Consider the following 22,325-nt stretch of genomic DNA (forward strand, 5'->3'; position numbering starts at 1 on the left):
AAACTGCATCGGTATTGGGTTCATACTCAGTGCCGATGTAGTCATTTGTTCGATCCCTTTTTTTATGAATCGTCGTTCACTTCTCAAAACCGCCGGCCTGCTTCCTCTGGTAGCGCCAGATCTGTCCCTTGTTACCAGCGCTGTTCGCAAACGATCCGTTCGGTTCGCGTACCTGGGCGATACGCACATTACCGTCGACAGGAAGCCGATGGAGTCCGTTGCCCGCTGCCTACACCACGCGCAGGACCAGGCCGATAAGCCCGCTTTTTTTCTCCACGGGGGCGATACGATCATGGATGCGCTGGGTCAGGACCGCAGCCAGGTGCAAAAGCAGTGGGACGCCTGGCATACCGTCGTGAAGGGCAACAGCTCGCTGCCGATCGAATACTGCATCGGCAATCACGACGTCTGGGGCTACGAGGGAGCCAAAGCAGACCCCCTCTACGGGAAAAAATGGGCTGTTGAGCAGATGGGTATCAGCAACCGCTACCGCTCGTTCGACAAAAACGGCTGGCACTTTATTATCCTCGACAGCGTACAAACCACCCCCGAGGGCAAGTGGTATACAGCCCATGTCGACGCTGAACAGATGGACTGGCTCAAAAACGATCTGGCCCGCACCGATCCGAAAACCCCGGTGCTGCTGTTATCGCACATCCCGATTGTATCGGCAACGGTCTTTTACGACAAAGCCAACGTCAAAAACGGCAACTGGCAGATACCCGGTAGCTGGGATCATACCGACGCGGTTGATCTGATTGCGCTGTTTTACCAGCACCCTAACGTAAAAGCCTGCCTGAGCGGACACATGCACCTGCTCGACCGGGTCGAGTACAACAACGTAACCTACTTCTGCAACGGGGCCGTCAGCGGCAACTGGTGGACCAGCGACACCTACCACCAGACCAAAGCCGGCTACGCCCTGTTCGACCTCTACGACGACGGCACCATAGAACGAACCTATCTGACATACAATACTAAATAGTGGTGAGTGATGAGTGATGAGCGATGAATGATAAACGATGCGCCAGCGCCCGTCCCCGTGTTCCGTGTGGTCGTCGCTCCAATCCTCCGTCCCCGTGGTACGTGACCTTACAGACCACTCGTGGCTGAGAAAATGTACTAGGGGACAGAAATACACTCATCATTCATCGCTTATAACTCATAACTCATCACTTATAACTCATCATTCACTTATGACTACAATACTCGATTTGTTTGCCCAGGGTGGGCAGGATGCGTATTACGGAGAGCCGGTTACGCAGCTGGAACACGCGTTGCAGACGGCGCTGCTGGCCGAACAGGCTGGTGCCGATCAAGAAACGGTGCAGGCGGCCCTCCTGCACGATATTGGCCATTTGCTGCCTGCCGACGCGGCCGAAGGCTACATGGATGGCTACGGCACGGTTGACCACGAGCGGCTGGGGGCCGATTTCCTGCGGCAGCGCGGCTACTCGGAGAAGGTGGCCCAGTTGATCGAGAATCACGTCAACGCCAAGCGTTACCTGGTAACGCGGCATCCTGAGTACTTCGCTCAACTGTCGGACGCGAGTTTGCGGACGCTTGAGTTTCAGGGAGGACCGATGACCACCGACGAAGCCGCCCGCTTCGAACAGCATCCCTATTTTGCCGAAATCCTGCAACTACGCCGGTGGGACGAGCAGGCAAAAATTCCGGGCTTACCCACGCCCGATGTTGCCTATTACCTGGCTTTGTCGGCCTAGTGGCCGGTCTGTAATCCGTTTTCGTCTGTCTAACCGCCTTACTTCATGAAGTTATATCTACTGACCGGCCTGGTGCTGCTCTCCGGGTCGGCCTTTGGCCAGAAAACCTATACGACTTTACAGGTACCGGGCCGGGCTGACTACTGCCGGATCGATACCGGCAGCAACCGGATGGCGGGCCGGGCCGTATTGCCGAGTGGCCGGTACGTAACCCCGGCGGGGCAGACGATCCGGATTACGAATGATCCGTTCGGGCTGACGCTCTCGCCCGACGGCACCAAAGCCCTGACGCTGCACGACGGCGTACTGACAGTTATCAACACGGCAACCCTGGCCGCCGTCCGGGTGCCCGACTACGCCGGTACGATTCCGTCGCCGGTACAGGGAGCTACCTTCCTCGGCGTAGCGTTGGCACCGGATCATAAAACGGCTTACCTGAGTAACGGAGATAAAGGCCGCGTCATCATTTTCGATACCGAAGCCCTCCGAACGACCGATAGCATCGACCTCAACGGCAATGGCTATACCGATAGCTTTACGTCGGACCTGCTGCTCAACGGTCGTGAGCTGCTGGCACTTGACCGGGCCAACTTCCGGTTGGTGCGCATCGACCTGGCTACGAAACGAATTACAGCCTCGATCCCAACGGGGCGACAACCGTTCGGGCTGGCGCTGACCCCCGACCGGAAGCAGGCATTCGTGGCCAACGTGGGGCTGTATGCGTACCCGCTGGTGCCGGGCGTAACCCCCACCAATAAAGACACCATGATGCTCCAGTTTCCGGCTTATGGGGCGCACACCAAAGAATCGAGGGAGGGGGTTGAGCGCGACGGTCGGCGTATACCGGGTCTGGGCAGTCCGCTGGCCGACGAGGCTATGAGCGTCTGGCTGGTCGATCTGGCCACCAACCGGGTAACGGCCAAACTCAAAACCGGCTTGCAGATCGGGGAACGAACCGGCGCCCGGATGATTGAAGAAGCAGAAATAGTCGGTGGGTCGTCGCCTAACTCGGTGGTGGTGGGAAGCCGCTACGCCTACGTCTCCAACGCTACCAACGACAACATCTCGATCATTGACCACCGCTCGCGTAAGCTGGCCGGTACGATTTCGCTCCGGGTCGACCCGAAACTGGATCGATACCGGGGGCTGATGCCGTTTGGTCTGACGATGACCAAGGATGAAAGAACATTGTACGTGGCCCTGCTGGCGTTCAATGCCGTGGCCGTTGTTGATCTGCCCACCCGGACGGTACGGGGGCTGATTCCGACCGGCTGGGGACCCACGCGGGTCGCGCTGTCGCCCGACGAAAAAACGCTTTATATTACGTCGGCGCGCGGCTACGGGGCCGGCCCCAATGGGGGCGTAGGCTTCACCAAGCCACTGCAGGGGACCTACATCGGCGATATTCAGCTGGGCACGTTCCAGGCTGTAGACCTGCGGGCCGACCTGCCCGCCCTGACCCGGCAGGTACTGGCCAATACCTACCAGACCGTGGCCGTAGCCGATCCGGGCCGGAATCCGCTGCCCGTGCTGCCCAGAACGCGGCCCTCACCGATCAAACACATCGTCTATATTACCAAAGAAAATCGAACGTACGATGAGGTACTGGGCCAGCTCCGGACCGGAAAAGGCGATTCAACCCTGGCTCGTTTCGGTACGGGCGTAACCGTACGGTCACGTATAACCACCACGCGGGGCAATAGCGGTCGTACCACCGATCAGCCGGGCGACTCCGTTCGTATCACGAGTGCCGACATTATGCCGAACCACACCCGGCTGGCCAGCCAGTTTGGGTTCTCCGATAACTTCTACTGCGATTCTGACGCCAGCATTCACGGACACCACTGGATGATGGGCACTATTCCGAACGAGTGGGTAGAGGCCAACGCAGCCTCGGCGGGCCGGTTCGATCCGTTCTCGAAAGCGCCCGGCCGGCGGTTTCCGAAGTCGTCGGGGGCCATCGATCCCGAAGACTATAACGAGATTGGCGGGCTGTGGGAAGCGCTGGAACGCAGTAAAGTCTCGTTTTATAACTTTGGTCAGGTCAACGAATACGCCGGCAATTACGAAGAACAGTTCGATACCCTCTTCGGCGCGGCTCATCCGGTGGTGTTTCCGATGCCCGCGGCCGCTTTTCGACATACCTCCCGAAATTTTGCAGGCTATAACACCAACATCCCCGACCAGTTTCGGATGGATCAGTTCGAGCGGGAGTTTACGACGAAGTGGCTCGGTAAAAAACGGGCACCCCTGCCGCAGCTGCTTACGGTCATGCTGCCCAATGACCACGGATCCGGGCCCCGTCCGGACGAAGGCTATCCGTATCTACACTCGTACATGGCCGATAACGACCTGGCGCTGGGTCGAATGCTCCACTTCCTCTCGCGGACACCCTACTGGAAAAACATGCTGGTGATCGTGACCGAAGACGACCCGCAGGGAGGTGTTGATCATATAGATGCCCACCGCTCGCTGCTGATGCTGGCCGGTCCGTACGTAAAACGCGGCTATGTGTCACATACCCACGCCAACTTCGGGTCGATCCTCAAGATGATATACAACCTGCTGAACGTGCCCTACGTCAATCAGTACGACGCTACGGCCTCGCTGCTCCAGGATTTTTTTACCGACAAGCCCGACCTGCGCCCGTATACGGTTGTGCTGCCCGACGCCCGCATCTTCGACCCGCAGGAGGCCATGAAGCCCTACAAAAAAAACTTCGACTGGCGTAAAATCCAGAGCGGGCCGGAGATGGACGACCGCGCCGACCAACGCGCCGAACATTACCGTCAGCAAACCGAGGGCCGCTAAACAGGGCATTGGTAACAACCGAGCCTCAACAGGTCTAAAATGGCTCAAAAATCAACGTTAACTAAAAAGTAGGCACATTTTTCTCCGGCTGGCTTCAGTGGTCAGTATCTTATGTGCTGATCAACCTGAAACATCATGCTTAAACTTTCTACGCTGCTTTTTAGTCTCCTGCTGCTTCAGCAGGCCGTTGGCCAGACCCTGAGCGGAATGGTACGGGATGACCGAACCAGTCTGCCGCTTCAGGGGGTAACCGTGCAGCTCATCCCGACCACCCGGGGCACCACTACCGATAGCCGGGGCTATTTCAATTTTTATAATGTGCCCAAAGGCCAGTATACCCTGCGGGTAAGCTCGGTTGGCTACCGCATGACCGACTCGACGGTGACTATAAACAGCCGGGCCGATCTGAAAGTACTGGTCTACGCAACCCCCAGTGTTATCCAGTTGAATCAGCAGCTTGTCTCTACCCCCCAGCGGAGCGAATCCATCGACTTTGAGCGTCCAGAGGTTACAACCCTCATCACCCCCCGCGACCTGCGGCAGCGCTCGCCCCGAACTGTACCCGAAGCCCTGGTTGGCGCAACCGGCGTATTTCTGCAAAAAACCAACCACGGGGGCGGCTCTCCGTTTGTTCGTGGGCTGACCGGCCAGCAAACGCTGCTGCTGATTGACGGCATCCGGCTCAACAACGCTACTTTCCGCTCCGGGCCCAACCAGTATCTGAATACCATCGATCCCCAGAGCGTGGGGCAGATCGAAATTCTGAGGAGCAGCGGGTCGGTTGCCTACGGCTCCGATGCCATCGGCGGGGTCGTAAACGTGCTGACCAAAACTCCGCAGTTTGCCGACCGACCGGCCGTGACGGGCAGTTTCTTCGGAAAGGCCATGACGCAGGATATGGAATACAGCGGCCGGGCCGAACTGGGGGTCTCGACCCCGTCGGTAGCCATCAGGGGCGGGTTGGCGTACCGGAAGTTTGGCGATCTGGTAGCGGGCCGCGGCCTCGGGCGGGAGTCACCCACGGGTTATAACCAGCTGTCGGGCGATGTAAAAGGGCGGTTCAAGCTGTCGAACCGGCTCATCGCCACGGCGGCCTACCAGAATCTGCAACAGGATAGCGTACCGGTCTACCATCGGGTCCGGCTCGAAAATTACCGGTATTACCAGTTCAATCCCCAGCGCAGGCAGCTGGCCTACGCCCGGCTCGAAGGTTTTTACGACTATCCGTTACTGCAATCGGTGCAGCTGACAGGGTCGTGGCAGCGGCAGATCGAAGGGCGTCAGAGCCAGCGCAACAACAACCCCACGGCGGTCTACGAGCGGGACCAGACCACCACCACCGGATTGAGCCTGCTGGCCAACGCCCAGCCGCTGCGCTACTGGCGGATGCAGAACGGCATTGAGTGGTACTACGACCGGGTCGGCAGCACCCGGCAGGATGTGAATACCCAAACCGGCGCGGGCTCGCTGAAACGGGGCCTGTATCCGGATCGGGCAACGATGAGCAGCCTGGCCATCTTTTCGAACCACACGATAACCGCCGACCGGCTGACCCTGACAGCGGGCGGGCGGTATAACGCATTCCAGATCACCACCCCGGAGGCTACGCTCGGCGAAGCGACCATCAGGCCGTCGGCGCTGGTCGGTTCGGCCGGAGCCTCATATGCTATTGTGCCGGCGGTTCGTCTGGTGGCTTCGGTGGGGTCGGCTTTCCGGGCGCCCAATGTCGATGATCTGGGTACGCTCGGTATCGTCGATTTCCGGTACGAAGTGCCCAACGCCAGCCTTCGACCCGAGCGGTCGCTGACCACCGAGGCCGGCATAAAAGTACGGACCGGCCAGCTGGCGGCTACCCTGCTGGCGTATAACAACCGGCTGACCGACTTCATCGGCCGCGTCCGGTCGGGTCGGGATTCTATCCAGGGCTATCCGGTATATCTGAAACAGAACAGCTCGGAGTCAGTCATCCGCGGGCTCGAAGCGGAGGTCGAATACGAGTTCGGGTCGGGCCTGCTGGCGTATGGCGGACTCACCTATACCTACGGCGAAAACAGGACGGCCAACGAGCCGTTCCGTCGGATTCCGCCCCTCAACGGCCGCGTCGGACTGACATACCAGCGGGCGGGCTGGTGGGCGCGGGCCGAGTACCTCTACGCGCAGGCGCAAACCCGGCTGGCCCAGGGCGACAAAGATGATAACCGCATCGGCAAAAACGGCACCCCCGGCTGGCAGGTACTGAACCTCAACGGCGGCTACCGCTGGAAATTACTGACCGTCAGCGCCGAACTGCAGAATCTGACCAACGAAGCCTACCGAACCCACGGGTCAGGGGTCGATGGCGTTGGGCGCAGCGCGTGGCTGTCGGTGTTGGTTAGTTGGTAGAAATGTCATTTATTGTCAGTCAACCGACGATTCATGACTCCCAGATTCCTTCGCCACCCGACCGCGTTCATGCTCTTCGGAGCCACGGCTGCTTTCTGCACCTACGCCTGCATGTATGCCTTTCGCAAAGGCATTACGGCGGTAACCTTCGAAGGAATGGCCTTTGCGGGGATCAACTATAAGATCTGGCTCGTTACGGCGCAGGTGCTGGGTTATGCCGCTTCTAAAGGCCTAGGTATCAAGTTTGTATCGGAGATGTCGCCGGGCCGCCGGGCCGGTAATATGCTGTTGTTGGTCGGGATGGCTCTGCTGGCCCTGCTCGGATTTGCTCTCGTTCCGGCTCCCTGGAATATCGTATTTCTGTTCCTGAACGGCCTCCCGCTGGGTATGGTCTACGGAATTACCCTCGGGTTTCTGGAAGGCCGCCGACAGACCGATGCGCTGGTTGCCGGGCTTACCGCTTCGTTCATTTTCGCGTCGGGCTTCGTAAAAACGGTGGCGCTGTCGATCCGGGCCAGCTGGGGCGTAACGGAGTTCTGGCTGCCTTTCGTTACGGGTAGTCTGTTCGTACTGCCGATGCTCGTATCGGTCTACGCGCTGACGCTGCTGCCCCCGCCTACGCCCGAAGATCGCGCGCTGCGTACCGAGCGAAAACCGATGAATCAGCCCGAACGGCAGGCCTTCGTGCGCGAGTTTGGGCCGGGCCTGGCTCTGCTCATCGCCAGCTACGTGCTGCTGACCGCCTTCCGCGACTTTCGCGACAACTTCGGCCCTGAAATTATGAAAGACGCGGGCGTGGAGAACCCGGCGGTTTTTGCCCGCACAGAAACGCTGGTAGCGCTGGGAATCCTGGTCGTCATGGCTCTGCTGCAGCGCGTAACGGATAATTTTCGGGCCTTTGCCCTGCTGAACGGCATCATGCTGGCGGGCGGGGTGCTGGTGGGCGTCAGCACCTGGCTCTACACGACGGGTACCCTCGACCCCGGCACCTGGTTTCTGCTGACGGGTCTGGGTCTGTACATGGGCTATGTACCCTGCAACGGCCTGTATTTCGAGCGGTTGGTGGCGGCTTTCCGGTACGTTAGCACGGTCGGTTTCATCGTCACCCTGGCCGACTGGTACGGGTATCTGGGCAGCGTTGGGGTGTTGCTGTACAAAAATTTCGGGCAGGGTGGCATCAGCTATCGGGAGTTCTTCGTATCTGGTGCGTACATCCTGGCGGTCGTTTATGGTATACTGGTCGTCGCGTCGTTTGCGTACTTTAGCCGCAAGTTTCGGGACCGTCCCGAGCCGATGGTTGCCTGACCGGCCGCTGCGCCGGGCGAGCCGCCACCGATAAACCGATACCTATGAATCCCTGGAGCGACGTTCCTGCCGATGATTATGAACGCCACATGAGCCACGACACCGTTGGTCAGCTGGCCTGTCTGAGTGAGATTACCCAGGAAAAAGTAGAGCAGCGTTATCCGCAGACCATAGCCGTTTATGGCGCCTGCACCGGAAACGGGTTTGTTCACTTCACCGACGCCCGGCGGGTATACGCCGTTGACCTGAACCCGGGGTATCTGGCCATCTGCCACGAGCGCTACGACCCCATCCTGAACGAGCTGGTGCTGATACAGGCTGATATCAACCAGGACCCCGTTCCGATTCCACCCGATTCGGCCGATCTGATCATCTGCCACCTGTTTCTCGAATATGTTGATCTGGAGCGGGCCTTTGCCAGTCTCCGGCAAACCCTTCGGCGGGGTGGGCTGTTGAATGTGGTACTCCAGCGCAGCAACAACAGCGGTTGGGTCAGCAATACGGGGGTAACAACGCTGCAGCCGGTAGCCGCTATCGCTACCGAGGTGGCCGAGGAAAGCCTGCTGGCTCATACCGCCCCGGCCCTGCGTTTCGAAGGTCGTCAGACCTACCGGATGCCCAATGGCAAAAGCCTGGTTTCCTACGATTTTATAAAACAGTAAGAACGAAACGACGCCTGGCTAATACCCCGCAGCATTGGGCAGGCCGGCGAAGTCATCGAAACGTCAATCATGAAACAGGTGCTAATCCTGACCGGCCTGAGCGGCAGCGGTAAGTCTACCTACGCCCGCCAGTTCTGCGCCGACCACCCCAACTGGCTACGGGTCAACCGCGATGATCTCCGGCGTAGTCTGCTGCCGGTTTCGTTGCCCGACTACTGGCAAAACTACCCCGATTCGGAAAAAAACCGAATCGAAACGATTGTCAGCGCCATGCAGGAGACGGCCCTGCTGGAGGGGCTACGGCGTGGCTGGCACGTGCTGGTTGATAATACAAACCTGAAAGTCAGTTACTTTAATGAATTCAGGAAGCTGCTGGCGGAGCACATAGACGAGGTCACGATCCAGTACCGGCTCATCGATACGCCCCTCGACGAGTGTATCCGGCGCGACCGCAACCGGTCCGATTCGGTAGGGGAGGCCGTGATCCGGAAGCAGGCCGAGCAGTTGGCGACCCTGAAAAAGACATTCCGATTTACGTCCGAAACCCTAACCCGCCGGCCCGCCTTTCAACGCGGGCAGGAGAGCCATCTGCCCGGCTGCATACTGGTCGACATCGATGGTACCGTAGCCGACAAAGGGGATCGCTCACCGTACGACTGGCACCGGGTCGGCCTCGACACGCCCAAATGGCCGATCATTAATCTGGTCAGGGCCATGCGGGTGTCGGGCTATGCCATCGTGTTTTTCTCCGGTCGCGACGCTGTTTGCCGGGCCGAAACCGTAGACTGGCTCAATCGGCATTTCGGCTGGACCACGGCTGACTATCAGCTGTTCATGCGTCCCCAGCGCGACAACCGGAAAGATGCCGTCGTCAAGCAGGAACTGTTCGATCGGCATATTCAGGGGCGGTACCGGGTGGAGTTTGTGGTCGATGACCGCCAGCAGGTTGTCGACATGTGGCGCCGAACGGTGGGGCTTACCTGCCTGCAGGTCGATTATGGCGATTTCTGACCTAAACCCATTTGCCGTCCTTTTTTGTTATTCTTACAGCAACTTTGTCTTGAGAGCGCCCCGCTGCGTTGGGTCAGCCGGATCGACAAGCACTCCCTGTATTCATGAAACTTCTGAAAGTAGCCGCCGGTGTACTGAACCAGACCCCCCTAGCGTGGGAACACAACAAGCAAAACATTATCAACGCCATTGAGGAAGCGCAGCGGCAGCACGTCAGCCTGCTGTGCCTGCCCGAGCTGGCCATTACCGGCTACGGCTGCGAGGATGCCTTTTTTGCGCAGAATACCATCGACCAGGCCATTGCCTCACTGCTGGATATCGTTGAGCATACTAATGACATTGCCGTAGCGCTCGGCATGCCGCTACGGCATAACAACCGGATTTACGATGTAGTATGTCTGGTGGCCAACAAGCGGATTCTGGGCTTTGCGGCCAAGCAGTACATGGCCAACAACGGGCTCCATTACGAAGCCCGCTGGTTTCAACCCTGGCAGATGGGCCTGCGCGACGAAACCCGGATTGGCGATTTTACCTATCCGTTCGGGGATCTGGTCTTCGACCTGTCGGGCGTCCGTATCGCGTTCGAGATCTGCGAAGATGCCTGGATCGCCAACCGGCCCGGCCGTACGCTGTACGAACGGGGGGTCGATATTCTGATGAACCCGTCGGCCAGCCACTTTGGCTTCTTCAAATCGCAAACCCGCGAACGCTTCGTAATCGATGCCAGCCGGGCGTTTGGGGTCAGCTACATTTATACTAACATGCTCGGAAACGAAGCCGGGCGGGTTATCTACGACGGCGACGCCATGGTAGCCTCCAACGGCGAGCTGCTGGTGTCGGGCGCGCGGCTGAGCTACCACGACTTCGTCATCGTACCGGCCGTGATCGACATCGATGCTACCCGGCTCAACCAGGTGCAGAGCCGTGGTAACCTGGCCCTGGCCATGACCAACCTGCGCGTTGCTGACCGGTTCGACTGGCCCGAGGTGGCACCCGTCAGACAAAAAGCCGAACTGGAGGCCTGGGAACGGGGCGGATACCTCAAAGAAGAAGAGTTTGCCCGGGCCGTGGCGCTGGGCCTGTTCGACTACCTGCGCAAGAGCCGGTCGCAGGGGTATGTGCTGTCGCTAAGTGGCGGAGCCGACTCGTCGGCCATTGCGGCTACTGTTTTTCTGATGATCCGGATGGCTGTCCAGGACATCGGTATCGAGGGCGTTAAGAAGAAACTTGACTACATCCGCGCCCTTCAGGACTGCGAAACGCCCGAAGCCATGGTCGGTAAACTGCTGACCGTAATGTACCAGGGCACCGAAAACTCATCCGACGATACGTTCAACTCGGCCAAAGAGCTGGCCGACGATATTGGGGCTACCTTCCTTTCGATCAACATCAACGGGCTGGTAGAAACCTACCGGGGGCTGATCGAAGCACAACTGGGCCGCACGCTGTCGTGGGATACCGATGATCTGGCGCTGCAGAATATTCAGGCCCGGGTGCGGGCGCCGGGTATCTGGATGATTGCCAACATTAACAACGCCCTGCTGCTCAGCACGTCGAACCGCTCCGAAGCGGCTGTCGGCTACGCTACCATGGACGGCGATACGGCGGGCAGTATTTCGCCCATTACCGGAATCGATAAGCATTTTCTGCGGAGCTGGCTGGTATGGCTCGAAACCGTTGGGCTGAACATCAAAAATGCCACGGAACCCACCGACCGGACCAGCCTGGCCATTGGCCCCGTTACGCCCGATGAGCTGATCAAGGTAAAAGGACTGCGCGCTGTTAACAACCTGCAGCCCACCGCCGAGTTGCGACCGCTCGACAAGAAGCAGACCGACGAGGATGACCTGATGCCGTATGATGTGCTGAACGCCATCGAGCAGGCCGCCATTCGCGATAAGCAGCCTCCCGTCGATGTGCTGAAGCTCGTAGAAGTACAGTTTGCCGGTATGCACGAGCGCGAGAAACTGCTGATCTGGGTAGAGCGGTTCTTTAAACTCTGGAGCCGTAACCAGTGGAAGCGCGAACGCTACGCGCCCAGCTTCCACCTCGACGACCACAACCTCGACCCGCGTTCGTGGATGCGCTTCCCGATTCTGTCGGGCGGATACGAAAAAGAACTCGCCGAGATGCGCGACTGGGCTGCCGAGCAAAAGCCCAGCGGCCGCCGGGGTAAGATTGGATTTTAATCCGCCACTTCTGCCGTAACAGACATATGAACCACGCAACCCTGCGACGAGTGAATAAACCCGGGGGGAGCCGATGAAACAGCTGCTCCCCGGTGTTCTTTTCGCGGCTCTCTGGGCGTCGGCATCGGCGGCAACCAAATTTGGGGTGCTGTCGGTACATCCGCTCATTCTGGCCAATGTTCGTTTTTTTATTGCCGGTACTGGTATGCTCCTGTTCGCCTATGGCGTACAACGTACCGATGCCTGGCCCAACCGGGCTGAGTTTGGCCGGCTAACGATTTTTGCGCTGCTGAACACGACGATTTACCTAGGGGCGTTTGTACTGGCGCTCAGGCAGGTGTCGGCCGGGATCGGTAGTCTTTCTACGGCCACCAATCCGTTGTTCATTGCGCTGCTGTCGGCCCTGTGGCTGCGCCGTATGCCACGTCCGAACGAGCTGGCCGGTCTCGTGCTGGGGCTGGTCGGGGTGGGAGTGGCGACGTATCCGCTGTTGCAGGATGCCCACGCTACTGTAGAGGGCCTGATCATCCTGCTGATCGGCATGATCTCGGTATCGGCCGCGACGGTCTATTACGCGCGTTTTGAATGGCGTCTGCCCAACCTGGTCATCAACGGCTGGCAGGTGTTGCTGGGTGGCTTTCTGCTGATCCCCTTCACGCTCCTGAGCGCGGCTTTTGACCCATCGGTCTTCGGCGCTTCGCACTACGATGCCCGGTTCTGGGCGTCGGTTTTCTGGCTGATTATACCGGTGTCGGTGGCGGCTCTGCAGCTGTGGTTCTACCTGGTTCGGCAAGACCCCGTCCGGGCGTCGCTTTGGCTCTTTCTCTGCCCAATCTTCGGCTTTCTCTATTCGTACGTACTGCTGGGCGAACCCATCACCCTGTATACCGTAGCTGGCACCGCGCTGGTCGTATCCGGCCTATGGCTGGGCCGCCGGTAAAGGTTGGGCGGTCCGTTCCTACGCTACTACACCATGGTCCGTGAGGATCGGACCGCTGACCGCACGGACCACGGTGGCGGGACCGCTTATTCGGATAGTCTGTTGCTGACGCGAGAGAGATGCGAAGGCCGGTGCGATCGCGTCTCTACTGTTTGATCACCGTCATTTCGACGCGCCGGTTTTGCTGGCGGGAAAACTCGTGGTTGTTACTGGCGATGGGGCGGGTTGGGCCGTAGCCACGGGTGCTGATTCGATTGGCGGCTATACCATTCTTTACCAGAAACTCTTTGACCACATCGACCCGCTGCTTCGAGAGCTTCAGGTTCTCATCGAAATCGCCCTGGTTGTCGGTATGACCGGCCAGCTCAATTTCGGCGGTGGCGTTGGCCTGCATGAAGGTCAGCAGCTGATCGAGCGCGGGCTGGGCGTCGGGCAACAACTCGGCTTTGCTCTGCACAAACTGAATAGCCCGCAGCTGCGTGGTCTTCCCGACCGGAGCCACAACGAGTGGAGGAGTGTAAACCACTTTAGCGTCGAGGGTTTTGGGCGGTGTAACGCGGGGGCTGCTGACGGGAGGAGGAGTCGGGCGCGCCGGAGGGGTCGTAGCGACGGGAGCCGCTGCCGCTGGTACCGTCGCTGCATTAGCCACGTTCGTACCTGAGGCCAGTAAGTCTGTGGATTGGGTGGTTGAAGAGGGCGTAGTCTGGCGTGTATCGGTCAAGGTCACATTTTTTTCCTGAACAGGGGGTTGTGTCCCGGTACGATACAGACGAATCACTTTGGTGAGCTTGTTCACGTAGATAGACGTATACGTGAGTTGTTCGTTGAGGGGATGATAGCCATCAGCGCTGATCGTTACTATGTAAGACTGACGGGGGCCAAGGGTGATTTTGAACGAACCGTCAGCCCCGGTTCGTTGGGGATTCCCTTTCACGCCGGCCTGATTCGTCGCTGAAATAAGGGCTCCACTCAGCGGTTTTCGGTTAGAAGCATCGACAACGGAACCTTCGAAGGTGACGGCCTGAAGCGTTGAGGGCGACATGGGCGGGGTTTGTCCCCAGCCAGTCTTTGGAATCAACGGACTAGCTAGTAAGCAACAGTAAATAACGAGAGGCTGTAATCGTTTCATGTTTTCTTTCAACGTAAAAACGCCAAGCAAAAGTGCCTTCGTTCGCGCAAAAATACAATATGGCCTACTCGCTCTATATGCCTTTGGAAGTGTGTTTTTGGGTATCAAAAAATAGTGTATAAAGTTCTGATTTTCAGGAATGTTATATGTGTAAAATTGGGGTGGGAAAAGGAACGCCGGAAATGCCTTTTTTGTTGATAGAGTATGACACAGATAACCAACGTGACGATGCATTCCCAGAACGCTCAGGCACCGCTTGCACCAGCTCCGGCGAGCCATTTGCCGCTCGACGAGAACTGGCGGAAGTCTATTCCGGCACAGGTGTTTCTGAACCATTTTTTCGCCATGGATTATCACATCCAGCACCAGAACGACCTGTTCGATGTGGCTAAGTTTCCCATCTTCGGGCAGTTTCATGGGCGGGTGAACGATGCTAGCTATAAGGCACTGGAAAAGTTGCTGCTCAACAGCTGGAGTGCCGAATATGCGCTGCGCATTACGCCCGTGGTGAATGACGAACAGTATCTGCAAAGCTCGCTGCACTGGACGTTTCCGCAGGCCTACTACAGTGCGCTGTTCAGCGCACGGGCTTTTCTGGCGGTGCAGGGTATTCAGGTGAGTAACGAGGAGTTGATCCGGAAGCGGATCGGAAATATGGTCGTACGTGGCTATTACCCGTCGTCCATCGGCTACTATGCGCTTGGCCCGATCAACAGCTACCGCATCCAGCGGTTGCCGATGGCCCGGCGATTCAGCGTCACGGCTAAAACTGACCTGCTGCTGCCGTCGCGGGCGGGGTCGGCCCAGGCCGAACTGGCGCAGTTTTTGAAAACCACCCGCGACCAGCGGGTGAAGTCGCTGCGCAATGCCATCCAGAACAATCCCAAAACGGCGCTGCGAAGCCCGAAAACGGGTGAGATTCTGCAGAAGTTCAGCGTTGAGCAGTATAAGCAGCTGGCCAGACAGATCGGGTATACCACCTATTTCGACATGCTGAGCCGCCTGCGTATCTCGTCGACCAACCGGGAAATTGAGCGGTTTGTCGACTCCGAGATTGATGTGAAGCTGTTTCACCAGAGCCTGGTCAATATCGTTGCCCATGTCAACGCTGTTCATGAAGCATACATTGCCAAAGCGCTGGGCATGGACGCGTACCGGCAACTGGTCAGTAAGCTGCCCGCCTATCTGCAGGAGAGCTTCGTGCGGGAGCGGATGAACACGACCATAGCGCCCATGCTGGACGCCGGTCAGGCCACGGCCGGTCTTGTGGCCGCCTAATCCGGATAACTTGCTGGCGATACAACGAAAAAGCCGTTTCAGATGATCTGAAACGGCTTTAAAGTAATCAGCTTTTATCCGAACTCATTTTAAGAGTGTTCTATTGGTTTTCGAGGTTTTCGGCCGAAATCCACTTGATGCCGAACTGATGGTTGTTGGCGGGATCTTCGTTAGGATTTGCGTAGTTAATCGAAAACTCATTGATAATACCGTTCCACTGCGGGTGGTTGCCTACCGGAATGGCGATAGTCCGGTACTGGTTGTCGCCCGTGATTGGGAAGGTGATCGACTGACCAGCCCATTCAGACTCGATAGGCGACTGACCTATTTTGCGCCACTTGAGCACGAGCTGGGTTTCGTTGGTACGAGCCCGCATTCTGATGTAGATTCGGTTGATGTCAGACGCTTTGTAGCCCTTGCGGGGTGAGGTGAAGCTGAACCGCCGGTTTTTCGGGGTAATATTCAGCTCGTCGCCTACAGGATAGCCCTGATCATAGCCTTTCTGGTACGAAAATCCATGCCGTTTGCTTTGCCCAGCAAATACGTAGTGTGGCTTGGTTTCGCTTTGCGGTAGCGAGTTGATCGTGTTCCGGATCTCGTTTAGGCTACCCACAACCATGTTGAAATCGAACTCGTAAACGCCATTCCGGTCCAGGGTCAGCTTCAGGCCATTGGCGATGTAGCCAGCGTTCAGTGCTTCTGGCGGGCCCCAGCCTACGCTGTTGAACAGACCGACCTTAAACTCGTTCGAGAACGGCGTGTGCAGCGCAATACCCCGGTTATCCTGCGGACGTACGGCGGCAATCCAGGGTTCTGAGGCATCGACGTTGAGCGGGGCAATCTGGCCCATCGAATCGTCGTACTGGTTCAGGGTTTTGCCACTACCATCGAGGTTGGGAATATCGTTTACCTTAACCAGCGGAGCGTTGGTGTAAGGCGTTCCCTGAACTACGTAGTACTGGTAGAACGAGCCGCTGGTATAGGTACAGGGCAGTTCCTGCTGGCGCGCATGATCGTAGAACTGGCTACCGGTTTCGGGCCGGTTACCCGTAATCCGAACGTGCCGGCGAACGATATTCCCCTGCAGCTGAATCCACTGCTCAATGATATAATCACCGGGTACATTGTTCAGGCCCCATTGCAGCGGCCGGGTTTTGCAGTACAGCATGTTGTTGGTCTTGCCAAAGGCCAGGATCGGCGAGCGGTTCAGCAGCACGTCGCCACCCTGTACCGGGTTGTAGCCGATGTTGTCATGAAGCTGACTGCCGCCCGTTGTCCAGCCTTGATTGGCATCGGGAAGACCGTAGATCGCAATCTGGTCGTCGCGCCCCGTATCCCGTTTTCCATCCTTCACGAGGCAGTTGATCATGTTCTCGCCAACCTGAAGATCTGTTACTTCCCGAACTACTCCCCCTACGGCCAGATCGATCGCTACCCGTACCCGCTCGTTCTGGATAAACGGCCGTAAGTCGCTCGGCTGCGGACTGTCCAGGATCGGATAATCAGTGGACGGCGGTGGGGTCACGATCGGTGGCGTGGTCACCGGCGGGGTCGTGGTGGTCGTGCTCGGTGGCGGAGACGTTACCGGCGGAGTGCCCGAGCCTGAACATACATCCGTCGTGAGGGGGCTGTTCGTGATGTTGCGGTCCGTGCCGGTGGGTCGTACGGATACGATCAGCTGCGCGCCCGACTTATAACTGGTCGGAATGGTCCAGAGGAAGCCAAACTTGTTGTAGCCGTAGCCAAAGGCGCTGGCCACATCGCTGCGGGGCTGATCAGCGGTAATGGTGGCCGCTTTGGTACCGTTGATGTAAATATCGAGGCTCACTGACTGGTTCGGATTGTTGGCGTCCAGAATCCAGCCGCCAACGGTTTCGCAACGGGCATGGTCCAGCGACGAGCGGTAGCTGGCGTTGGGTGCGGGGGGAGTTACTACCGTTGTCGTTGGTGGCGTGGTCACCGTGGTGGTCGGTGGGGTGGTGACCGTAGTCGTGGGCGGAGTGGTGACGGTGGTGGTTGGCGGCTCGGTGGTGACGGGTGGCGTACCGCTCCCGGCGCAGGCGTCGGTGGTGCGTGGGCTGCTGTTGAGCTCGATGCTGGTACCGGCGGGCCGTACCGAGATGGTCATACGGGCGCCCGACTTGTAGTTGTCGGGAATACTCCAGAGGAAGCCAAACTTGTTGTAGCCGTAACCGAAGGCGCTGGCCACATCACTACGTACCCGGTCAGCCGCGATGGTAGCGACCTTGGTGCCGTTGATGTAGACGTCGAGGCTGACCGACTGGTTGGGGTTGTTGGCATCGAGAACCCAGCCTCCGATGGTCTCGCAACGGGCGTGCTCGAAGGAGGAGCGGTAGCTGGCGTTGGGCGCGGGCGGGGTTACCACCGTAGTGGTCGGTGGGGTGGTGACCGTAGTCGTGGGCGGAGTGGTGACGGTGGTGGTTGGCGGCTCGGTGGTGACGGGTGGCGTACCGCTCCCGGCGCAGGCGTCGGTGGTGCGTGGGCTGCTGTTGAGCTCGATGCTGGTACCGGCGGGCCGTACCGAGATGGTCATACGGGCGCCCGACTTGTAGTTGTCGGGAATACTCCAGAGGAAGCCAAACTTGTTGTAGCCGTAACCGAAGGCGCTGGCCACATCACTACGTACCCGGTCAGCCGCGATGGTAGCGACCTTGGTGCCGTTGATGTAGACGTCGAGGCTCACCGACTGGTTGGGGTTGTTGGCATCGAGAACCCAGCCTCCGATGGTCTCGCAACGGGCGTGCTCGAAGGAGGAGCGGTAGCTGGCGTTGGGTGCGGGCGGGGTTACCACCGTGGTGGTCGGTGGGGTGGTGACCGTAGTCGTGGGCGGAGTGGTGACGGTGGTGGTTGGCGGCTCGGTGGTGACGGGAGGTGTACCGCTCCCGGCGCAGGCGTCGGTGGTGCGTGGGCTGCTGTTGAGCTCGATGCTGGTACCGGCGGGCCGTACCGAGATGGTCATACGGGCGCCCGACTTGTAGTTGTCAGGAATACTCCAGAGGAAGCCAAACTTGTTGTAGCCGTAACCGAAGGCGCTGGCCACATCACTACGCACCCGGTCAGCCGTGATGGTAGCGACTTTGGTGCCGTTGATGTAGACGTCGAGGCTGACCGACCGGTTGGGGTTGTTGGCATCGAGAACCCAGCCACCGATGGTCTCGCAACGGGCGTGCTCGAAGGAGGAGCGGTAGCTGGCGTTGGGCGCGGGCGGGGTTACCACCGTAGTGGTCGGTGGGGTGGTGACCGTAGTCGTGGGCGGTGTGGTTACGGTCGTGCTGGGGGGCGTGGCGGTCGTGCTGCTGGGCGGGGTCGTCACCGTGGTGGTTGGTGGCGTCGTTACCGTCGTGCTCGGCGGGGTGGTGGCCGTTGTAGTACTCGGTGGCGTGGTTACGGTCGTGCTGGGGGGCGTCGTCGTTATCGGCGACTGTCCCGAACCAACGCAAATCTCGGTAACGCGGGGACTGTCGGTTAGTTCGGTCGTGCTACCGGTAGGACGTACCGACACGATCAGCTTATCGTTCGACTTGTAGCTGGCCGGAATGGTCCAGACGAATCCGTACTTGTTATAGCTGCTGCCGAAGGCGCTGGCCACGTCGTTGCGGGGCTGGTCGGCGGTGATGGTGGCTACCTTTAGCCCGTTCAGGTGAATATCGAGGCTGACCGACTGGCTGGGATTGTTGGCGTCAATGACCCAGCCGCCGATGGTTTCGCAGCGGGCGTGTTCGAGCGATGACCGATACGACGGAGCAGCCGCCCGGGCGCCAGCGGTTGTTACTGCGGGCTCCGGCTCACCAATTACCATCAGCGTCTGATCGTCGATGGTATTGGCTGATGAAGAGGCTCTGGGCTCGCCGGGCACCGCTTTCAGGTGAAGCCGGGCTTTTTCGATGAATAGGCTCTGGTCCGTGGCCTGGCTGTGCCCGCGTAGCAGCCGGAATGAGGTGCCCTCGGTAATACTGCGGAAGCGACCCTGAATGCGATAGGTGGCTACGGGGTGAGCCGGGTACGATAGTTCGTCGCCAATAAAGTCAATGTAGTCTCCACCTGTCTGTTCGAAACCCGGTGGCAGTAGCAGCTTCAGCCGGTAGGCATTGGCTCCGGGCAGGAAGAACATGGAGTTGGGCGACAGATTAAGCAGCTGCGCCGTAATCACTAATTCGACCGGTTCTCCCAGGCGTACAGACCGACGGCTAACCTGCAGGTTAAACCGAATGGGATCGCTGTAAATGAGATGAGGTAGAGGTTTGTATGCAACAGGAGACGCTTTTGTTTTAGTGATCGGAGAGACAGGTAACGCGACTTTGGGCGGAGCAGTTGATGATCGATTGGGTGGAGCGTCCTTACCGAAAAGGAGTGGGGCTGAAGAGCCGATGGCGGAGTGTCTGACGCACGTCAGTAGGCATAGCAGTAGCAGGGTGCACGTACGTACACAAGCGCTCTGCATGAGCGAAAAAGGATACATGAAATTTACGGATAAAGCGGTTTGGTTGCAAAGAAAGCAAGGAAAAGGTAATATACAATAGATATAATAGAATAAGTGTGCTAAATAAATTTCTTTTCATACGTTGTGTTATTATGTAAATATTTATTAATGAGGTTATTGTAAGTAGTATATTAGTTACTTATTTGTGATAATAGAAACAACCGTTAGAAAAATATATCTGTACTCTGGAGGTGGTTGGTCTATTTTTGCTTATTCCCTATTTCCCTTATCCTCATGAGAAAAAGAATACGTAAAGCCCTGACTTTCCTGATCGTCGGGCTCCTGGTTATTGTTGGTGCTGGTCTGGCGTATATCAGGCTGGGACTGCCCGATGTAGGGCCTGCACCCCTGCTGGAGATTGGCTCAGATGCAGCTCAGATCGAGCGGGGGCGGTACCTGGCCAATCACGTAGCCGCCTGCATGGATTGTCACTCTACCCGCGACTTTACGAAACTAACCGGGCCCATGGTAGCCGGTACTGAAGGAAAAGGGGGTGAAGGTTTTTTACGGGAGCAGGGCTTTCCGGGTAATTATTATGCTCCGAACCTGACCCCCGCGCATCTGGGTACCTGGACCGACGGGGAGATTTACCGGGCCATTACAACCGGCGTCAGTCGGGATGGCCGCGCTCTGTTCCCGGTGATGCCTTACCAGAATTTCGGGCAGATGGCCCCGGAAGATATTCACGCGATCATTGCTTACCTGCGTAGTCTGAAGCCCATACAACACGTGGTGCCGGCGTCGGAGTCGGACTTTCCAATGAATTTTATCATCAATACCATACCCGCCAAACAGGAAGGCGGCAAGCGTCCGGCCCCGACTGACCAGATTGCCTATGGGAAATACATAACCACGTTTGCGGGCTGTGGCGATTGCCATACACCGGTCGATGCGCAGGGGCAGGGGCTGCCTGGCATGTCGTTTGCCGGTGGGCGCGAGTTTCCGATGCCTACCGGTACGGCCCGCGCGGCTAATATCACCCCGGCTCAGTCGGGTATCGGCAAATGGACCCGTGAGGCATTCATTGCTCGGTTTAGGGCCTATACCAACGCATCGGCGCAGCCCGCCGTTGGAGAAGAGGGTACCAACTCAATCATGCCCTGGACCATGTATGCCCATATGACCGACCAGGATCTGGGCGCTATTTACGACTACCTCCGAACGGTAAAACCCGTTGAGCACACGGTACCGCCCTTTACGCCCAAACCCCGGATGGTAGCCACCCGCTAACAACAAAAACGTCCCGCATCGATCGATGCGGGACGTTTTTGTATGAGTAATAACGCTAAGCCGTTTTGACCAGGTCGACCAGGGTTTCTACCCAGATCGGGCTGTCGTTCAGGCTTTCTACGAGCTGCCAGTGTTCTCCGCCCAGCTCTTCGAATAATTCTTTGTATTCTTCGCCCACTTCAATGGTGGTTTCCAGACAGTCGGCCACGAAAGCCGGTGAAAAAGCCAGCACCCGCTTTATGCCTTTCCCGGCCAGCTCCCGGATGGTATCTTCCGTGTAGGGCTTGATCCAGGGGTCGCGGCCCAGACGGGACTGAAAGCAGGTGGTGTATTTACCCTCCGGAATGCCGAGTTCCCGCACGAGCCGGCGGGTAGTTTCGAAGCACTGTGCGCGGTAGCAATGCTGATTATCGGCGCGGAGCGATGCGCAGCAGTTGCCCAGCTGGCAAACCGTTTTGGTTATATCGCCTTTGCGAATCTGGCGCTCGGGCAGGCCGTGGTAGCTGAACAGGAAATGGTCGAAGTCGTGCTCGGCCATGTACTTGCGACCTAGCTGCACAAACCCGTCGATGAATTTCGGGTGTTCGAGAAACCGGTTGATGAAGCGAATCTCCGGAATGACCTGCCAGGTTTTTATAATGTCCATCACCTTTTCGTAGACCGATCCGGTGGTAGCCGAGGCATACTGCGGAAAGAGCGGAATCACGATGATGTCGGTCAGGCCCAGCCGCTGAAACTCGCTCAGGCCCGCTTCAATGCTGGGGCTTTGGTAGCGCATGGCCAGCCGAACTACGTACTCATCGCCCAGGGCCAGCTGGAGCTGCCGTTCGTTGACCTGCCCGTAGTATTTGAGCGGAGATCCGTTTTCGGTCCATACTTCCTTGTAGGTCTTGGCCGATTTTGGAGCCCGAAACGGCGCAATAATGCCATTGACGAGCAGAAAACGGGGAATAAACGGAATATCGATGACGCGCCCGTCCATCAGAAACTCCCGCAGGTATTTGCGTACGTCAGGAACAGAAGGGCTATCGGGAGTGCCGAGGTTGACGAGTAGAACCCCCGTTTTGCCGAGCGGCTTCGGGGTGGTGGTAGAACGATTCAGAACAGGTGCTTCCATGCTGGCAGAACAGCAATTTTAACGAGTTAGTTTACCGAAAACAGGC

14 protein-coding genes are annotated in these 22,325 nt (G+C 58.1%); 11 read left to right on the top strand and 3 right to left on the bottom strand.

Annotation, left to right across the window (positions count from 1 at the left end; translation table 11 throughout):
• Positions 1-64 precede the first annotated feature (64 nt).
• The 9 genes from FBR45_RS07175 (at position 65) to FBR45_RS07215 (ending at position 13,024) form a co-directional block, all read left to right on the top strand.
• On the top strand, positions 65-985 hold the full coding sequence (locus FBR45_RS07175) for a metallophosphoesterase family protein (RefSeq protein WP_138500646.1): 921 nt from the start codon (positions 65-67) through the stop codon (positions 983-985).
• A gap of 211 nt (positions 986-1,196) precedes the next feature.
• A complete protein-coding gene (locus FBR45_RS07180) occupies positions 1,197-1,724 on the top strand; it encodes an HD domain-containing protein (protein ID WP_138500648.1) in 528 nt (175 codons plus the stop codon).
• Between the two features lie 45 nt (positions 1,725-1,769).
• Positions 1,770-4,535 (top strand): alkaline phosphatase family protein, encoded by a 2,766-nt coding sequence (locus FBR45_RS07185; protein ID WP_138500650.1) that lies wholly within the window; start codon positions 1,770-1,772, stop codon positions 4,533-4,535.
• Positions 4,536-4,670: 135 nt separating this feature from the next.
• Complete coding sequence (locus tag FBR45_RS07190; RefSeq protein WP_138500652.1) at positions 4,671-6,917, top strand: TonB-dependent receptor; 2,247 nt, start codon at positions 4,671-4,673, stop codon at positions 6,915-6,917.
• A gap of 33 nt (positions 6,918-6,950) precedes the next feature.
• On the top strand, positions 6,951-8,222 hold the full coding sequence (locus FBR45_RS07195) for a DUF5690 family protein (protein ID WP_138500654.1): 1,272 nt from the start codon (positions 6,951-6,953) through the stop codon (positions 8,220-8,222).
• Between the two features lie 44 nt (positions 8,223-8,266).
• A complete protein-coding gene (locus FBR45_RS07200) occupies positions 8,267-8,884 on the top strand; it encodes a class I SAM-dependent methyltransferase (RefSeq protein WP_138500656.1) in 618 nt (205 codons plus the stop codon).
• A gap of 69 nt (positions 8,885-8,953) precedes the next feature.
• Positions 8,954-9,895: a phosphatase domain-containing protein gene (locus FBR45_RS07205; protein WP_138500658.1), complete on the top strand. Its 942-nt coding sequence runs from the start codon at positions 8,954-8,956 to the stop codon at positions 9,893-9,895.
• A 104-nt stretch (positions 9,896-9,999) separates the two neighbouring features.
• The gene (nadE, locus tag FBR45_RS07210; RefSeq protein WP_138500660.1) at positions 10,000-12,084 is read left to right on the top strand and encodes an NAD(+) synthase; all 2,085 of its coding nucleotides are present in this window, start codon (positions 10,000-10,002) and stop codon (positions 12,082-12,084) included.
• Between the two features lie 73 nt (positions 12,085-12,157).
• Positions 12,158-13,024, top strand: a complete 867-nt coding sequence (locus tag FBR45_RS07215; RefSeq protein WP_138500662.1) for a DMT family transporter — start codon at positions 12,158-12,160, stop codon at positions 13,022-13,024.
• Positions 13,025-13,169: 145 nt separating this feature from the next.
• Here FBR45_RS07215 and FBR45_RS07220 read toward each other — a convergent pair whose 3' ends face one another.
• The gene (locus FBR45_RS07220; RefSeq protein ID WP_246082137.1) at positions 13,170-14,102 is read right to left on the bottom strand and encodes an OmpA family protein; all 933 of its coding nucleotides are present in this window, start codon (positions 14,100-14,102) and stop codon (positions 13,170-13,172) included.
• A 255-nt stretch (positions 14,103-14,357) separates the two neighbouring features.
• Between FBR45_RS07220 and FBR45_RS07225 the strand changes: the two genes are divergently transcribed.
• Positions 14,358-15,431 carry a hypothetical protein gene (locus tag FBR45_RS07225; RefSeq protein ID WP_171044849.1) on the top strand — a complete coding sequence of 358 codons (1,074 nt, stop codon included), beginning with the start codon at positions 14,358-14,360 and terminating at the stop codon, positions 15,429-15,431.
• Positions 15,432-15,531: 100 nt separating this feature from the next.
• On the opposite strand, the gene FBR45_RS07230 is transcribed toward FBR45_RS07225, so the two are convergent.
• Positions 15,532-19,602, bottom strand: coding sequence for a hypothetical protein (locus tag FBR45_RS07230; RefSeq protein WP_138500666.1), 4,071 nt, complete (start codon positions 19,600-19,602; stop codon positions 15,532-15,534).
• A 564-nt stretch (positions 19,603-20,166) separates the two neighbouring features.
• On the opposite strand from FBR45_RS07230, the gene FBR45_RS07235 reads away from it, so the two are divergent.
• Positions 20,167-21,162, top strand: a complete 996-nt coding sequence (locus FBR45_RS07235) for a c-type cytochrome (RefSeq protein WP_138500668.1) — start codon at positions 20,167-20,169, stop codon at positions 21,160-21,162.
• A 55-nt stretch (positions 21,163-21,217) separates the two neighbouring features.
• Here FBR45_RS07235 and hemH read toward each other — a convergent pair whose 3' ends face one another.
• On the bottom strand, positions 21,218-22,279 hold the full coding sequence (gene hemH, locus FBR45_RS07240; RefSeq protein ID WP_138500682.1) for a ferrochelatase: 1,062 nt from the start codon (positions 22,277-22,279) through the stop codon (positions 21,218-21,220).
• Positions 22,280-22,325 lie beyond the last annotated feature (46 nt).

The sequence above is a fragment of the Spirosoma lacussanchae genome, assembly GCF_005870035.1.
Classification (GTDB): domain Bacteria; phylum Bacteroidota; class Bacteroidia; order Cytophagales; family Spirosomataceae; genus Spirosoma; species Spirosoma lacussanchae.

Coding starts and splice junctions, on each gene's coding strand:
- FBR45_RS07235 (WP_138500668.1), top strand. CDS start 20,167: ATGAGAAAAAGAATACGTAAAGCCCTGACTTTCCTGATCGTCGGGCTC.
- hemH (WP_138500682.1), bottom strand. CDS start 22,279: ATGGAAGCACCTGTTCTGAATCGTTCTACCACCACCCCGAAGCCGCTC.
- FBR45_RS07200 (WP_138500656.1), top strand. CDS start 8,267: ATGAATCCCTGGAGCGACGTTCCTGCCGATGATTATGAACGCCACATG.
- FBR45_RS07185 (WP_138500650.1), top strand. CDS start 1,770: ATGAAGTTATATCTACTGACCGGCCTGGTGCTGCTCTCCGGGTCGGCC.
- FBR45_RS07180 (WP_138500648.1), top strand. CDS start 1,197: ATGACTACAATACTCGATTTGTTTGCCCAGGGTGGGCAGGATGCGTAT.
- FBR45_RS07195 (WP_138500654.1), top strand. CDS start 6,951: ATGACTCCCAGATTCCTTCGCCACCCGACCGCGTTCATGCTCTTCGGA.
- FBR45_RS07175 (WP_138500646.1), top strand. CDS start 65: ATGAATCGTCGTTCACTTCTCAAAACCGCCGGCCTGCTTCCTCTGGTA.
- nadE (WP_138500660.1), top strand. CDS start 10,000: ATGAAACTTCTGAAAGTAGCCGCCGGTGTACTGAACCAGACCCCCCTA.
- FBR45_RS07215 (WP_138500662.1), top strand. CDS start 12,158: ATGAAACAGCTGCTCCCCGGTGTTCTTTTCGCGGCTCTCTGGGCGTCG.
- FBR45_RS07225 (WP_171044849.1), top strand. CDS start 14,358: ATGACACAGATAACCAACGTGACGATGCATTCCCAGAACGCTCAGGCA.
- FBR45_RS07190 (WP_138500652.1), top strand. CDS start 4,671: ATGCTTAAACTTTCTACGCTGCTTTTTAGTCTCCTGCTGCTTCAGCAG.
- FBR45_RS07205 (WP_138500658.1), top strand. CDS start 8,954: ATGAAACAGGTGCTAATCCTGACCGGCCTGAGCGGCAGCGGTAAGTCT.